Origin of the sequence: Collinsella sp. AF23-2, from assembly GCF_003459245.1 — a bacterium.
Classification (GTDB): Bacteria; Actinomycetota; Coriobacteriia; order Coriobacteriales; family Coriobacteriaceae; genus Collinsella.
The window spans coordinates 39,904-55,424 of record NZ_QRVG01000015.1; the positions used below are offsets into that span (position 1 = coordinate 39,904).

The window sequence follows — 15,521 nt, forward strand, 5'->3', positions numbered from 1 at the left end:
GCCTTCGGTGTCGGCCGGCCTACCGCCTCTTCTTGCTCTTCTTCTGCTTGCGCTGCTTGCCCTTGGTCTCCTGGGGCTTGTCGCCCTGTTTTGCTTCGGCAGCGGCCTTTTCTGCCTTCATCTTCTTGCGTTTGGTCTCGATGCGGAGTTTTTTGTTGATGCGCGTCTTAAGGAAGGGACCGAACTGCTCGGCATCGCCGCGGACAAAGGTGTCCTTAGGGATCGTCACGCCCTGGTCGGCGAACATGGCCACAAAGATGCGCTCGCCGTCGAGCACGTGGTCGAGCTTTTCAAACGGGAAGAACTGCGACTTGCCGCTCGTGCCCCAAACCATCAGGCCGTCCTCGTTGGCGGCGACGCGGCGATAGCGGCCACCCATGGACTCGTCGGCCTCAACGGCGTCGATAAAGTCGCGGGCGAGGGTGTGGTGCAGGTTTTTGCTCCACCAGGCCAAAAAGGCGCCGAATACGATCAAGACGACGCCAAACTTGATCCAGTTGCCACCGGCTACCAGCATGCCAATACCCAGCAGGGCGGCAATGGCGGCGGCGACATACAGGGAGCCGCGGCGTCTGGGCGAGGCGACCAGGCGGGCGAAGTCGGTGACCAGATCGTTTTCGTACTGATACTCGTTGAGGTACAGGATGCCGTCATCGGCTGCTGCCCGCGCCTCGAGCGCGACCTCGACCTGGTCGGCTGCTTCGGAGGGAATGAGGTTGCTCTCTGCGTCTGCCATACTCTTTGGACTCCTATCGCGGCGGGCTCGCCGTACGGGTTATTATGAGTGCAGTATGCCGTGCGACCGCATGGCCGCCGCGGCAACAAGACTCAGTATACCCGGGGGAGCACCCATGGAATCGTTGTACCGAAAGTATCGCCCGCTCACCTTTGACTCCGTGGTGGGCCAGCAGCATATCGTCTCGACGCTCGAGCACGCCATCACCGAGGGGCGTCTGTCCCACGCCTACCTGTTCTGCGGACCGCGCGGCACGGGCAAGACCACCATGGCGCGCATTCTGGCCAAGGCGCTGCTGTGCCGCAATGCCGAGGCGGCGCGCGCCGAGGGTGCAAGCGGCTGCATGCCCGACGGTACTTGCGAGGAGTGCGAGCTCATTGCCGAGGGTAACCACCCCGATGTCTACGAGCTCGATGCCGCCTCCCGCACGGGCGTGGACAATGTGCGCGAGGAAATCATCAACTCCGTCAACTTTGCCCCGGTGCGCGGCAAGTACAAGATCTATATCATCGACGAGGTCCACATGCTCACGACGGCGGCGTTCAACGCGCTGCTCAAGACGCTCGAGGAGCCGCCGGCACACGTGATCTTTGTGCTGTGCACCACCGACCCGCAAAAGATTCTGGAGACCATCCTCTCGCGCTGCCAGCGTTTCGATTTCCATCGCATCGGCAACGAGGATATTGAGCGTCGCCTGGCATACGTGTGCGAGCAGGAGGGCTTCGATTACGACGATGAGGCGCTGGCTATCGTGGCGCGCCATGCCAAGGGCGGCATGCGCGACGCGTTGTCCACGCTGGAACAGCTGAGCGTCTTTGGCAACGGTTCTGTGCATGCGGACGACGCCCGCTCGCTTTTAGGCGAGGTTTCGGACCAGATTCTGGGCGAGTTTGCCCGCGCCATTGCCGATCGCAATGTTGCCGAGCTCTATGGACTGATCCGTGCGCAGGTCGAGGAAGGAAACGACCTGCTGGAGCTGACGCGCGACCTGGTGGCGCATGTGCGTGACGTGTACGTTGCCTGCGTTGCCGGTGCCCGTGCCGAGCTGTTTGAGGGCGGCTCCGAGCAGGCCGAGGCGCTTGCTGCCGAGGCCGCTGCCTTTGGCGAGCATCCTGCCGACCGCCTGGCCCGTGTGCTGACGGTGCTCGACGATGCCGCACTGGAGATGAGGGGCGCGAGCGACGTGCGCCTGGTGCTCGAGATCGCCTGCACGCGCCTGGCACGTCCCGAGGCCGATTTAACGATTGAGGCATTGGCCGAGCGCGTGGCTCGCTTGGAGGCCATGGTTGCCAACGGCGCCGTGCCGGCGAGCGTGGCTGCTGCTCAGGCCGCCGCGCCTGCAGCATCCGTACCCGCTGCTGCCCAGCAGCCGACGCTCATTTCGGGCGCCCGTGCTGCCGCTCCGGCGGCATCCGCTGCCCCCGCTGGTACGTCCGCGCGCCAGGGCGGTATGCCTTGGGACCGTGGTGCTGCTGTTCCGGCTGCCCAGCCTGCGTCCCGTTCTGCGTCCGTGTCAGCTTCCAAGCCTGCAGCGCCTGCACCTCAGCCTGCGTCGACTCCGACGCCTCAGCCCGTTGCGGCTCCCGCGCCTGCCACCGCTCCGGCACCTAAGCCCCAGTCCAACAATGCCGCCCAGGTTGCCGCCGCCGGTACTGCCGAGACGCCCGCGGTCGAGGATGCCGGAGAGCTGCAGCGCAAATGGGCCGAGGTTGTCGAGCGTGTCAAGGCGCGTCAGGCTTCCTACGCGGGGCTTTTGCTCAATGCCCGCGCCACGGCTGACGACGGCTCCAGGCTCACGGTCTCGTTCCCCGCGGGCTCGACCTTTGCCATCAAGATGCTTGGACGCGCCGACACGCAGTCGGTGGTCCTGCCGACAGTCAGTGCGGTCTTCGGTCGTCGTACCGTCGACTATGTCCTGGATGGGGGTGGCACGCCGGCTCCTCAACATGAGGAGCATTCTCCATCTGCACGGGCTGCGGTATCTGCGGACCCGCAACCCGTGTCCTCGGCGGCCCCTGCATCCTCGAGCGCCAGCGCGACGCAGCCAAAAGCAGCACCGATAGCGGCGCCGACCCCGTCGGCGCCTAAGCCCGTCATGGCCAAACCGGCTGCTCCGACACCCGCGCCCAAGCCTGCCTCGCCCGCGCCCAAGTCGTCTGACCTGGGCAAAGCCCCCTGGCTGCGCTCCGACAACCCCGCCGGCGCTCCTGCCACGGGCAAGCTCCCGACCGAGCCCGCGCCCCGAGCGCCCGAGCGCGCGTCCGCTCCCAAGGCTCAGCCCGCCGCGCCGTCTGCGCCATGGGAATCCGAGCAGGTTCCCTACGACGATGCCATGGTTGGCGGTTTTGTTGCCGATGCTGGTGGGGACGATCTGCCTCCGTTCGACGTGCCGGGTGCGGCGTCCGCGCCCAAGTCCGCTGCAACTGCCCCCAAAGAGGAGGACGCTCCTGCAGCTCCCTGGGAGTCCAACTCCGGTGCGGGCGGCCCCTTCGGCCATCAGGGTGCAGCCCCGAGCATCCCGCAGACCGAGGACGAGGCCAAAGCCCTCATCCGCAGCGTCTTCGGCCAGTCCACCATCTTCAAGCCGGTGGAGTAGCTGCGCAGGCGGGTATACTGCTCAAGAAGAGAACCCCTTGCCCGGGCGCATCTGTATTTCGGACATGTGCAACGTGGTGCCGCGTATATCGCATTCGAGCAGACAAGCGCGTGACGGTCGGCCTAGGATGCTGAGGTCGATACGATACGTCGCATGGCCGTCCGTGTACTCGACTTGCTCGGCGTTGACGGTTGCTCCGATTGTAAATAAAGAGCCCAGTTCGGCATCGACAATCTTGGAGTCCTTTATCTTGACCTTGAACTCTTGGTAGAGGGACGGGCTGTTGTAGTAAATGGTTCGGGTTCCGTCGGTGCATTCATCGGTCGTCTCCCATTTGACGACGGGCTGGTCCGAGCTGGCTATCAGCAGTTCTGCTCCAAAAGCTATGGCATGGGTGATGACAACCAGCAATGCCCAGCCGACAAAGAGATAGAGAACCACATATGCAACGGGGTGTTTTGAGCGGATGTTTTGGAGCGCGTCGGGGGCATTCATGGGGCACCTCCAAATTGCAATCTATGACAATCAAATTATACCCTGCCGCCATGTGCTCCGCCTCGAGCAGCGGTTTGGCATTTAGCTATTTAGTGGCACACATGAAATGCCGGATTCGGCTCTACTAGATTGAGTATGCGATATTATGCAACCTTGCATAATTCGGCCTTGCATAATCTTTGCGCGTGGTTTGTATTAGAGGACATGTATATCGACTGAGGTAGCGTGTCCGCCCCGCTTGCTTGCCCCGCGCCGTGGTACGATTTTTGAGTTTGAAAGTCCCGTCGCGCTCCGGCTGCCCTTGCAGCTTGTCGCGCGGCCGCACGTAAAGGAGCCATCATGGCCGGTATGAACATGCAGCAAATGATGAAGCAGGCTCGCAAGATGCAGGAGCAGCTTGCCGCCGCGCAGGAAAACCTTAAGTCCCAGACCGTCGACGCCTCTGCCGGCGGCGGCATGGTCAAGGTGACCGTTAACGGCGAGATGGAGCTCGTCAACCTCACCATCGACCCCGATGCCCTCGATCCCGAGGACGTCGATATGCTGCAGGACATGATCATGGCTGCCGTCAACGAGGCCGTCCGCGGTGTCAACGAGCTTGCCAACAAGCAGATGGGCGCCATCACCGGCGGCCTCAACATCCCGGGCATGCCGTTCTAAGACACGCATATATATGAGTGCGAATCACAGTCTGCAAAAACTGCTCGATGAGCTGGGCCGCCTGCCGGGCATTGGCCCCAAGTCGGCTCAGCGCATCGCCTATTACCTGTTGGAGGCTGACGCCGAGGAGGCGCGCCGCCTGGCCGAGGCCATTCTGGAGGTTAAGCAGGAAGTGCATTTTTGCAGCCGCTGCTTTAACTACGCCACCGCTGACGAGTGCTCCATCTGCCAGGATTCGATGCGCGACACCACTCGCATTTGCGTGGTGGGCGAGCCGCGCGATGTCCAGGCGATTGAGCGCACGGGCAGCTACCACGGTCTCTACCACGTATTGGGCGGCGTGATCAGCCCCATGGACAAGATTGGTCCCGAGCAGCTGCACATCCGCGAGCTGCTGGCGCGTTTGGGCCACGAGGATATCCATGAGGTCATCATCGCCACCAACCCCAATATTGAGGGCGAGACCACGGCGAGCTACCTGGCCCGCACTATCAAGCCGCTGGGCGTCGAGGTGTCGCGTCTGGCGAGCGGCCTGCCCGTGGGCGGCGACCTGGAGTATGCCGACGAGCTTACGCTTGGGCGCGCCATTGAGGACCGTCGCACGATTTAGGTGGCGAGCCTGCTCCTGCCGTATGTCTTCATCGCGACGCACGGGGCAGTCATAATTTCCCCGTGCGACTATAAGTTTGTTGTGCAACAAAGATACTTTGTATCCGCTTATCGCATGGATGCTTCCACTCGCATCCTTAATTTGCCCATTCGTTGCGCAACCTTTTGGGTTCGCTGATACACTCAAATATGGATTCGAATGAATGCGCCGCTCCCGAGCGGCGTGTTTTTGTTGGAGGAGAACGCATGCGGCCCGGTGGCACTCAGACAAAGCGCGGCGCCGCGGTGCGCATGCGACGCCGACTGGGCTTGGCGCCGCGGGCGTACGCACTGCTGTCTTGCTCGCTGGTGCTGGTCATAGCTGGCGTTTCTGCCTATGGCATGACCGTGCCGTCCATGATGCAGGCACATGCCGCACGCGAACCGCGCGTGGGGCATGAGGTCAAAAGTGATCTGGGCACCACGACTGGATATGCTTGGGCAAGTGTGGTCGCGCATATTGTGTTTGGCACCGACGACGCGGACGGCGCCGAGGCCCCGGACAACGAAGTCACGCTTGCCAATGGCAAAACCATCGTGCTCACCAACACCAAGATCATCGATCGGTTGTCCAACAATAGCGTGGCGGCAACGGTGAATAAGGTCGAGCAGCAGAAGGAACAGGACGCCCAGCAGTCCGGAAAGCCCGGTAACTCGGATACTTCTGGCTCCGGCTCGGATTCGTCGAGTTCGGGCGGCGGTTCTGGATCGGGTTCCTCTGCCGGAGGGTCTGGAAACGGCGGCTCGATGGGCGGCAACGCTGACAACGATGCAAACTCCGGTGGCCTTTCCGCTGCTGAGGAAGAGAGCATTCACAGTTGGCTTGTGACCAAGTACAACATGCTCGACGGCTATGTTTCTCGTGCCAATGACGTGGTTTCGACCTATAACTCTACGGGAGATCCCAGGCCGTGCGACAGCCTGGTCGGGGAGATGTTTGTCATTCGAGCCGAGTTCGGTCGTCAGACATTCTCGCCCCGGTCAAAGTGGTATCAGCAGTATGCCAATCTGTGGGGCTGTTACACCAACCTATGTCAATGGGTCGGCCATTACGGCGATGATGACGTTGCGCTCGGTAACTTCAACAATAACATGGCGGCGCTTGCCCTATGATGACCGATCTTGCATCCACCACACCACAATCGCTCGGTCGCGATCCCATGGTCGGCCTGCGCCTGGCGCGTGTCGACGGGTTTGAGCCGGCCATTGCGCTCGGTCAGGACGAACTGCCTGCCTATCTGCGTCGTTTTACGATGCTGTTTGCCGACGATGCCACCATGCGCCGTGGCGGTATCGGCCGCGTGACGCGTGCCGTCAACGCCCAAGGCGAGGCCGTGGCGCTCAAGCAGCTCATCTTGCCGACGCGCGATGAGTTTGACGACGATGCAACTCACGAGGCGCTGGTCGCCAAGTTCAAGGCGGCGTTTCGCGAGGAATATGAATGCCATCGCGCCCTTTCGGGCCTTAAGGGCTTTCCCCGCCTCTATGGCTGGGGCGAGGTCGACGGCGTGCCTGCAATTGTCATGGAATGGGTCGAGGGCGAGACGCTTGCCCGCTTGCGATCGCGACTTGCCGTGGACGATGCCGGACGCCTGTCGCCGCTTGTGGCGGCGCGTCTGGGTCGCGACCTGTTCGATCTGCTCTGCCGCATGAGCCTGGTGGGGGAGGGCTTTGTCCATCGCGATATCTCGCCCGCTAATATTATGGTGCGCACGGCGCGTCTACCGCTTGACCGGCAGCTTGCCGAGGGCGCCTTTGACCTGTGCCTGATCGACTTTGGCTCGTCGCTGGCGCTCGAGCCTGCGTCGGTCGTGGCCGGTACCGGCGGCAAGGCGTCGTTTACGGAGCGTTATGCCACGCTGCGTCGCGCGACGGTTGCCTATGCCCCGCCCGAGATGCTCACCGACGATATTCCCGACCTGCGCGCTTTGCGTATGTCGCCGGCGATTGACGTCTATGCCGCGGCAAGCACGGTTTACAAGCTCATTGCCGGCGTCGCACCATACGAAGCCGCGCCGAGCACTTCGGGCACCTCGGGTTCGCGCAAAAAGACGCGCGACATCGCGAGCCCCTACCGTCTCAAGATGGACACGCGGCCCGACTATCCCATTGGTGCCCATGCGCCCGGTTGCGATTTGACTCAGCTGCTTCGTCGTGAGCCCGATGTGGCGCTCGCCGCGGCCGAGCAGGCCCAGCAGCTAGGGCTTGAGCCGGATTCCGAAGAGCTACGCGATGCGCTGGCGTTTGTCGATGCCCAGCTGTTCGACGTGGTGATGGCCTGTCTGTCCAGCCATCAAAAAGATCGTCCCGAGCCGGCGGCGGTCGAGGCGGCGCTCTCGGCGTTTTGTGACCACTATACGCAAAATGTCGGTCGTTCGCTCCGCGGCGAGCCGCTCACGCCGTGCCCCATGGATGCGTCCGGCCGCGCGGTTCGTCGCGCGCTGATGGTCGGCGCGACGGTCGTCTGTGGCGTGGTTTGGGCTGTGGTCGTGGTTTCGGCCGCGCTGCTGGCGTCGGGCGCTCGCGTGACGGCGACTTTGGGATCGCTCGTGTGGTCTGGGTCGCTACCGGGTATTATTGCCGCACTGGCGTTGGCGCTGCCAGGTATAGCCGGCGTTGCCGCGGGGACACTTGCGCGCGATCGGCGTTCGGGCTTCCTGCAGGGTGTGCTTGCGCTTTCTGCCTGCGAGGTTCCGGTGCTGGTTGTGGCTGCATGTAGCGTATTTTCCCAACGCGCCGTGATGGGCGGCCTTGTTGCCGCTCTGGTTGCAACCTATACGCTTACGTGGTTTTTGCTTGCGATGGGCTTTGCCTTTGAACTTCCCGTTTCGGCACCGCGACGCACAAAAGCCCAGATGGCGACTCCGCTTGCCGGTGGAGCCGCAGCTGCCCGTACTTTTGGCGGACCTGTCGAAGTATCGTCCGATTCTATTTCTACGACCAAGGAGGCCTAGGTCATGGCATCTCAAGTTGAGCTCACCCCATGCGGGGCCATGTTTGACATCTTTAAGCGCGCGGCGCATCTGAGCCATATCGAGCTGTGCGGCTTGGTGCTTTCGTCCCGTCCGCTCGCCGACGGCCGCAGCCCGCAGAGCCGAGCCGCCGATCGCTCTTGGGTTTCCCGCTTTATCGTTCGCGCGCCGGTCGGCACGCTTCAGCAGCGCTACTTTGCCGAATACGGTACCTCGGCTGCGCGTATTATGTCGCAACTGGCCCTGCGCCAGCGCAATCCCATGGACTCCACGGCTGTGATCAATATGGTGTGCGGCCCTGCAGGTGAACCGATGGTACGCGCGCTCGAAGAGTGCCACCAGGACACGAATCTCTATCGCAACGCGCTCGATCGCCTGTCCCAGGCGGCGGAACTCATGCCCGCCGAGCGCGCCGAGGCCGTGCTGGTGCTGTTTGTCGCCGTCGGTTGTTCGGCGGATGTGCGGTCCTCGGTGAACTATGCCATCGACTACGCGCACGCGACCTGTGGCGGAGGCACCTCCACGCCGCGTTCGCTTGGCATGTCGATGACCGCGGGCGAACGCGAACCCGCCCCGGCGCACCCCTTGGGCTTGCTGCGCGTACAAAACAGTTTTGTCGTGAGCGCCCCGCGCTGGATTCAGCCGAGCGAGCAGGGTGTTGAGATTGGCGCGCTGGCCACTGGTGAGGGCGATATTACCGACGTCGGCGACGATGTCTCGGCCCGCCATGCCCATATCTGGTGCGATGCTCAAAATATCTGGCACGTCGAGGACTTGTCGTCCACCAACGGAACCGTGGTGGTAAACGGGGCCACGCGCGTCTGCATTCAGGTCGAGCCCGGCCGTTCTGCCCAACTCAATCCCGGCGACGAGCTCAAGCTCGGCGAATCCACTACCTACGCCATCCTCTTCGGTGCCCTCTAGCCAGTCCCGCCAAATGGTCCCTCCGTCCCCAAGGGATCATTTTGCTCCCGGCAGTCACCCGAGGTAAACCTTTACCGCCCGCCTATATTTGCCGAAATTACACTTGACGGCGGGGTACAATAAACCCGCATGCGGATTTCCGTTGCGGGCGCTTCCCATCGCCGGGGCGTGCCCGGGAGCATCCGGCATGCGGCCTTTGCGGCGCTCGGTCATGTGCAAGACGGGCGGTCGGGTCTGTGGGGCGCATCAGTTGCCCCTCGCCTCGGCATGTCTTCTCTCCACGCCACGTACCTGCTGCTGAGCCTGCCTGCCAGATGATTGGAAGCAACAGCGTAAATCCCATCACGCCAACATCCCGGCGATCGCCGGGGCCTGTATACCTATATGAGAGGAGAGGGGTATATGGCGCGTAAGTTTAAGTCTATGGACGGCAACGAGGCGGCCGCATATGTTTCGTATGCGTACACCGAGGTAGCGGGAATCTATCCCATTACGCCGTCCAGCCCGATGGCCGACCATGTCGACCAGTGGGCGGCCCAGGGTCGCAAGAACATCTTCGGCACCCCGGTCAAGGTCGTCGAGATGGAGTCCGAGGCAGGTGCAGCCGGTACTGTTCACGGTTCGCTGGGCGCCGGTGCTCTGACCACCACCTACACGGCTTCTCAGGGTCTGCTCCTGATGATCCCGAACATGTACAAGATCGCGGGCGAGCAGCTCCCGGGCGTCTTCCACGTCTCCGCGCGTTGCGTCGCTTCCCACGCCCTGAACATTTTTGGCGATCACTCCGACGTCATGGCCTGTCGTCAGACCGGCTTCGCCATGCTCGCCGAGGGCAACGTCCAGGAGGTCATGGACCTCTCGCCGGTGGCTCACCTTGCCGCCATCGAGGGCAAGACCCCGTTCCTTAACTTCTTCGACGGCTTCCGCACCAGCCACGAGATCCAGAAGGTCGCCATGTGGGACTACAAGGATCTGGCCGAGATGTGCGACATGGACGCCGTCCAGGCTTTCCGCGACCACGCGCTCAACCCTGAGCACCCGCACACCCGCGGCAGCCACGAGAACGGCGATATCTTCTTCCAGAACCGTGAGGCCTGCAACAAGGTCTACGACGAGCTTCCCGCCGTCGTCGAGGGCTACATGAAGAAGATCAACGAGAAGCTCGGCACCGATTACGGCCTGTTCAACTACTACGGCGCTCCCGATGCTGATCGCGTCGTCGTGTGCATGGGCTCCTTCTGCGACGTGCTCGAGGAAGTCATCGACTACCTCAACGCTCACGGCGAGAAGGTCGGCCTGGTCAAGGTTCGCCTGTTCCGCCCGTTCTCCATCAAGCACTTTGTGGACGTTCTCCCCGAGACCGTCCAGAAGATCGCCGTCATGGACCGTACCAAGGAGCCGGGTTCCATCGGCGAGCCGCTCTACCAGGACGTCGTCTCCGCTCTCTACGAGGCCGGCAAGACGGGCATCAAGGTCGTCGGCGGCCGTTATGGCCTGGGCAGCAAGGACACGCCTCCCGCGTCCGCGTTCGCTGTCTTCGAGGAGCTCAAGAAGGACGAGCCCAAGCGCGAGTTCACCATCGGCATTGTCGATGACGTGACCAACCTGAGCCTGCCCGAGGCCGAGGATGCGCCCAACACCGCAGCCCCCGGCACCATCGAGTGCAAGTTCTGGGGTCTGGGTGGCGACGGTACCGTCGGCGCCAACAAGAACTCGATCAAGATCATCGGCGACCACACCGACAAGTACGTCCAGGCCTACTTCCAGTACGACTCCAAGAAGACCGGCGGCGTCACTGTCTCGCACCTGCGCTTTGGTGATTCCCCGATCCGCTCGCCGTACTACGTGACCAAGGCCGACTTTGTCGCTTGCCACAACCCCAGCTACATCGTTAAGGGCTTCAAGATGGTCCGCGACGTCAAGCCGGGCGGCACCTTCCTGGTCAACTGTCAGTGGAGCGACGAGGAGTTCGCCGAGCACATGCCCGCCGTGGCCAAGCGCTACATCGCGAACAACAACGTCAACGTCTACCTGATCGACGCTATCGACCTGGCCGCTAAGGTCGGCATGGGCAAGCGCACCAACACGGTGCTCCAGTCCGCCTTCTTCGCGCTGGCCAAGGTCCTGCCCGCCGAGAACGCCCTGCAGTACATGAAGGACGCGGCTACCAAGTCCTACATGAAGAAGGGCCAGGCTATCGTCGACGCCAACCACAAGGCCATCGATGCCGGCGCTACTGCTTTCCGTAAGTTCGAGGTTCCGGCCGACTGGGCTACCGCCGAGGACGCCGCTCCCGTCGAGCTCTCCGAGGAGACCAAGTCCGCCATCGCCCAGCAGGTCAAGAACCTGCTCGAGCCCATCGATCGCATGGATGGCGACAGCCTGCCCGTTTCCGCCTTCGTCGGTTGCGCCGACGGCCAGTTTGAGCTGGGTGCCTCCGCATACGAGAAGCGCGGCGTCGCCGTGGTCGTTCCTCACTGGGACGAGACCAAGTGCATCCAGTGCAACCAGTGCGCCTACGTGTGCCCGCATGCCACCATCCGTCCGTTCGCGATGACCGAGGACGAGGCTGCCGCCGCGCCCGAGGCTACCCGCACGCTCGACGCCATGGGCCCCAAGGCCAAGGGCATGAAGTTCACCATGGCTGTGTCCCCGCTCGACTGCATGGGTTGCACCAACTGCGTCAAGGTCTGCCCCAAGGGCGCCCTCGAGATGGTTCCCACCGAGCAGGAGATGGACCAGCAGCCCGTTTGGGACTACATGGTCGAGAACGTCTCCGAGAAGAAGGAGCTCATCGCGGCCAACGTCAAGGGCAGCCAGTTTAAGCAGCCCTACCTGGAGTTCTCGGGTTCCTGCGCCGGCTGTGCCGAGACCGCCTATGCACGTCTGGTGACCCAGGTCGCCGGCGACCGCATGTTCATTTCCAACGCCACCGGCTGCTCCTCCATTTGGGGTAACCCCGCTGCCACCGCTCCTTACTGCAAGGACAAGGACGGTCACGGCCCGGCGTGGAACAACTCCCTGTTCGAGGACAATGCCGAGCACGGTCTGGGCATGGCCGTTGGCTATGAGGCCGTTCAGCACAAGCTGATCGCCGCTACCCAGGACATCATCGCTGCCGATGGTCCGTCCGATGAGCTCAAGGCCGCCGGTCAGGCTTGGATCGACTCCGTCAACGACGCCGAGGCCTCCAAGACCGCTGCCGCTGCCTACGTTGCCGAGCTCGAGAAGTGCGGCTGCGAGGCTTCCAAGGCAATCCTCGCCGACAAGGCTTACCTCACCAAGAAGTCCTTCTGGATCTTCGGCGGCGACGGTTGGGCCTACGACATCGGCTTCGGTGGTCTGGATCACGTCCTGGCTTCCGGCCACAATGTCAACGTCTTTGTCTTCGACACCGAGGTTTACTCCAACACCGGCGGTCAGGCCTCCAAGGCCTCGAACCTGGGCCAGGTCGCTCAGTTCGCCGCTGCCGGTAAGGTGACCAAGAAGAAGTCCCTGGCCGAGATTGCCATGAGCTACGGCTACGTCTACGTGGCGCAGGTCGCCATGGGCGCCAACCCGGCTCAGACCCTCAAGGCCATCCACGAGGCCGAGGCCTACGACGGCCCGTCCCTCATCATCGGCTACAGCCCCTGCGAGATGCACTCCATCAAGAAGGGCGGCATGCAGAACTGCCAGGCCGAGATGAAGAAGGCTGTCGAGTGCGGTTACTGGAACCTCTTCCGCTTCAACCCCGAGGCTGCTGCCGGCAAGAAGTTCTCGCTCGATTCCAAGGAGCCCGCGGGCGGTTATCAGGAGTTCCTGATGAACGAGGCCCGTTACGCTTCGCTGACGCGTTCCTTCCCCGAGCGTGCCGAGGAGCTCTTCAAGGAGAACGAGCAGGCCGCCATGGACCGCTACGCTCACCTGCTGAAGCTCAAGACGGTGTACAACGAGGCCTAGGTCTCCCACCGCAGGATCTGAGGGCTGACCTTCGCGGACGTCCTCGGACATGAAAGAACCCCCGCTGCGCACTACGTGCGGCGGGGGTTCTTTCGTCCTGCGGAGTGTCCGCGAAGGTTAGCCCTCAGATCCTGCTACGACTACGTCCTCGGATTGTGGGGCTGAATGAAGGACGTGGCTGTGGGGGTGCCTTGTCCCGGTCGCTGTTTCGCGGCGTGGCCGCGAAACCACGCGCCACTTTGGGCATGGAGGGCTAGCTGATTGTGGCCTTCTGCTGCCCCAGTGCTGTTTCGCGCTTTGCGCGAAACATCGCAGCACTTTGGGCATAGTGGGGGAGTTGGTTGTCGCTGCCTTCTATCCCCTTGCTGTTTCGCGCCTTTGGCGCGAAAGGCGCAGTACTTTGGGCGTGGGGGCTGGCTTGCGGACTCAGATGACCTAGAGAGATATGGGTGCAAACGAGAAATCGTTGTTGGGGTCGTCCTTTTCCATAAACTCATCGAGACAGAATGTCATATAGATTGGAACGTAAAGGATCTTGCCCTCTTTGCAAAGGTTTTCGTGGCTCAGCACAACGGCCTCGGGAATTTTGTACTCGCCCACACTCATCAAACGGTCGAGGGCTGCATGTGCTCGAACTTTCTTGCCCGATTTGACTTCGATTGGGACAACATGCCCTAGGGCACCTTCGATTACAAAGTCGACTTCACCGACCTCACGCGTTTGGTAGTACCACGTATCTGCTCCGAGGGCAACGAGTTCCTGTGCGACCACGTTCTCATAGAGGCCGCCGAGGTTGGGGGTTTTCATGTCAAGGTAGACGGCGCGTGCCGTGCTGCCGGGATACCGCGATGCGAGCATACCTGTATCGGACTCGTATAGTTTAAAGGCTGTCGTTTTCTCCGTCCTCTTGAGAGGACTTCGTGCCTCCGTCACCTGGGGGACCATCAATCCAACGCCTGCGTTCACCAGCCATAGGAAATCCTGCTCGTATTTTTGAAGACGAGCTCCCTCGCCTAGAGACGAGACGATAAAGCGATGGGACTCCGCCTCAAGCTGAACGGGAATTTGCTCGAAAATGGAGCGAACGTTAAACGCTCGAGTCGATGCATATTTAGAGATATCGCTTTTGTACTGATCGACTAGCTGAATTTGAAGCTCACGCGTTCTCACGAGCGAATAGCCCGAATCGATATAGTTCTGAACGACCTCCGGCATGCCGCCGCAAACGATATAAGCTCTAAAGTTTTTGAGCATCGCCTCATGAATAAAATATTCGACGGGACGCCTCTCGACAAGGCAGCTGCGGATGTCTGCAAGCACATTCTCGCTGATGCTGTTTGCCCAACAAAACTCTTCAAAATCCATTGGCCGCATAACAATGTGCTCGACATACCCCACCGGGAAAGAAGAGATCCCCTTAAACTCAGTCCCAAGCATAGACCCCGAGAAGACATAGCTAAAGCGTCCGTCCTCGACCAGCGCCTTCATAAGTGTAACGATCTGCGGATACTCCTGAATCTCATCGACGAAGATAAGCGTGTCTCCTTCAACAAGCGGTGCATCCGCAAGAAGGGCCACACGGTTGATGAAGTCAATGGAGTTCTTAGCGCCAACAAGTACGTCTCTTGCCTCGGCATCAAGTAGCAGATTGACCTCATAATACGAAGCGTAGTTGCTCTTTCCAAACGCGCGAATCGCATAGCTCTTGCCAATCTGACGCGCACCGGTAACAAGCAGGGCCTTATGGGAGTTATTCTTCCAGCTCAAAAGCCTATCAGTGACCTTGCGGCGTAGCATTAAAACACCTCATTGACAAAAATTGGCAAATAGATTTGCCCCTAATCATACAAAAATTGACAAATAGATTTGACCCAAATCATACAAAAATTGGCAAATAGCAAAGCTCACTTAGGCCTCAAAGCTAGCGAACCAGCACGGTACTTTGCGAAAAGGCTGGCGGCGCCGTTGTTGAGGGTGGCCAGGTTGACAGTGGCGCCGTTAGCGTTCTCGGCTGCTTGGGCGCGCAGGAGCGAAAGGGCGTCGGCAGCGTTCATGCAGAAGCCGACGGTAAAGTTCCATACTGCGAACTCGCAGTCGCTTGCCGCGGGGTGAAGCGCGATCGGCTATCCCTTATGTTGGATGAAAAGCCCCATGTTTTTGCAGGGGTGCATACTCGTCAAATTAATGTATAGAATCGCGTATAGTGCGAGTAAGATATTGCGCTGTCCGTTTTGTGTTTAGCAAAGATATAGTTTGCATAATCTGGTCTAATCCCTGCTCTATTTAAATAAAGTTGCACGTAAATGGCGTAGATATGCCTGAACTGGGCTTCTTTACGCTGAGCGGGTAAAATCGACCGTTCGCCGCTTAGGTATTTTCAAAATGAATAAAATGAGCGATAAAGAGAATATAAACCTTAATAAACTCGCGTATCGCACGGACGCGGGTTATTAATGGGTTGTAGGCCTTTTACAGAAAGGATTCCAGCAATGTCTAAGCCTCTTGGCAAGCCCGATCGTATTGTCGTCGCCCTCGGCGGCAACGCCCT

Annotated in this window: 10 protein-coding genes; 7 read left to right on the forward strand and 3 right to left on the reverse strand. The window is 60.9% G+C overall.

Features of this window, described 5'->3' with window-relative positions; translation table 11 throughout:
* Positions 1-19: 19 nt before the first annotated feature.
* Positions 20-736: a hypothetical protein gene (locus tag DWY03_RS07075; protein WP_117846431.1), complete on the reverse strand. Its 717-nt coding sequence runs from the start codon at positions 734-736 to the stop codon at positions 20-22.
* 115 nt (positions 737-851) lie between these two features.
* On the opposite strand from DWY03_RS07075, the gene dnaX reads away from it, so the two are divergent.
* A complete protein-coding gene (gene dnaX / locus DWY03_RS07080) occupies positions 852-3,332 on the forward strand; it encodes a DNA polymerase III subunit gamma/tau (RefSeq protein ID WP_158558634.1) in 2,481 nt (826 codons plus the stop codon).
* A 21-nt stretch (positions 3,333-3,353) separates the two neighbouring features.
* On the opposite strand, the gene DWY03_RS07085 is transcribed toward dnaX, so the two are convergent.
* Complete coding sequence (locus DWY03_RS07085; RefSeq protein ID WP_117776364.1) at positions 3,354-3,827, reverse strand: hypothetical protein; 474 nt, start codon at positions 3,825-3,827, stop codon at positions 3,354-3,356.
* A gap of 339 nt (positions 3,828-4,166) precedes the next feature.
* Between DWY03_RS07085 and DWY03_RS07090 the strand changes: the two genes are divergently transcribed.
* The 6 genes from DWY03_RS07090 (at position 4,167) to nifJ (ending at position 12,973) form a co-directional block, all read left to right on the forward strand.
* Positions 4,167-4,487, forward strand: a complete 321-nt coding sequence (locus DWY03_RS07090; protein WP_006235174.1) for a YbaB/EbfC family nucleoid-associated protein — start codon at positions 4,167-4,169, stop codon at positions 4,485-4,487.
* Between the two features lie 13 nt (positions 4,488-4,500).
* Positions 4,501-5,097 (forward strand): recombination mediator RecR, encoded by a 597-nt coding sequence (gene recR / locus DWY03_RS07095; RefSeq protein ID WP_117840291.1) that lies wholly within the window; start codon positions 4,501-4,503, stop codon positions 5,095-5,097.
* Positions 5,098-5,342: 245 nt separating this feature from the next.
* The gene (locus tag DWY03_RS07100) at positions 5,343-6,248 is read left to right on the forward strand and encodes a hypothetical protein (RefSeq protein WP_117840292.1); all 906 of its coding nucleotides are present in this window, start codon (positions 5,343-5,345) and stop codon (positions 6,246-6,248) included.
* The gene (locus tag DWY03_RS07105) at positions 6,245-8,089 is read left to right on the forward strand and encodes a hypothetical protein (RefSeq protein ID WP_117840293.1); all 1,845 of its coding nucleotides are present in this window, start codon (positions 6,245-6,247) and stop codon (positions 8,087-8,089) included. Before DWY03_RS07100 ends, DWY03_RS07105 begins: the two co-directional genes overlap by 4 nt.
* Before the next feature lie 3 nt (positions 8,090-8,092).
* Positions 8,093-9,031, forward strand: coding sequence for an FHA domain-containing protein (locus DWY03_RS07110; RefSeq protein ID WP_022094220.1), 939 nt, complete (start codon positions 8,093-8,095; stop codon positions 9,029-9,031).
* 402 nt (positions 9,032-9,433) lie between these two features.
* Positions 9,434-12,973, forward strand: coding sequence for a pyruvate:ferredoxin (flavodoxin) oxidoreductase (gene nifJ, locus DWY03_RS07115; protein ID WP_117634442.1), 3,540 nt, complete (start codon positions 9,434-9,436; stop codon positions 12,971-12,973).
* A gap of 435 nt (positions 12,974-13,408) precedes the next feature.
* Here the strand turns inward: nifJ and DWY03_RS07120 are convergent, their stop codons facing one another.
* Positions 13,409-14,770 (reverse strand): ATP-binding protein, encoded by a 1,362-nt coding sequence (locus DWY03_RS07120; protein ID WP_117840294.1) that lies wholly within the window; start codon positions 14,768-14,770, stop codon positions 13,409-13,411.
* Between the last annotated feature and the right edge of the window lie 751 nt (positions 14,771-15,521).

What these genes read in the sequence shown, in the direction of transcription:
- DWY03_RS07090 (WP_006235174.1), top strand. Translation starts at nt 4,167, where the DNA reads ATGGCCGGTATGAACATGCAGCAAATGATGAAGCAGGCTCGCAAGATG.
- DWY03_RS07075 (WP_117846431.1), bottom strand. Translation starts at nt 736, where the DNA reads ATGGCAGACGCAGAGAGCAACCTCATTCCCTCCGAAGCAGCCGACCAG.
- DWY03_RS07105 (WP_117840293.1), top strand. Translation starts at nt 6,245, where the DNA reads ATGATGACCGATCTTGCATCCACCACACCACAATCGCTCGGTCGCGAT.
- DWY03_RS07120 (WP_117840294.1), bottom strand. Translation starts at nt 14,770, where the DNA reads ATGCTACGCCGCAAGGTCACTGATAGGCTTTTGAGCTGGAAGAATAAC.
- DWY03_RS07085 (WP_117776364.1), bottom strand. Translation starts at nt 3,827, where the DNA reads ATGAATGCCCCCGACGCGCTCCAAAACATCCGCTCAAAACACCCCGTT.
- recR (WP_117840291.1), top strand. Translation starts at nt 4,501, where the DNA reads ATGAGTGCGAATCACAGTCTGCAAAAACTGCTCGATGAGCTGGGCCGC.
- nifJ (WP_117634442.1), top strand. Translation starts at nt 9,434, where the DNA reads ATGGCGCGTAAGTTTAAGTCTATGGACGGCAACGAGGCGGCCGCATAT.
- DWY03_RS07100 (WP_117840292.1), top strand. Translation starts at nt 5,343, where the DNA reads ATGCGGCCCGGTGGCACTCAGACAAAGCGCGGCGCCGCGGTGCGCATG.
- dnaX (WP_158558634.1), top strand. Translation starts at nt 852, where the DNA reads ATGGAATCGTTGTACCGAAAGTATCGCCCGCTCACCTTTGACTCCGTG.
- DWY03_RS07110 (WP_022094220.1), top strand. Translation starts at nt 8,093, where the DNA reads ATGGCATCTCAAGTTGAGCTCACCCCATGCGGGGCCATGTTTGACATC.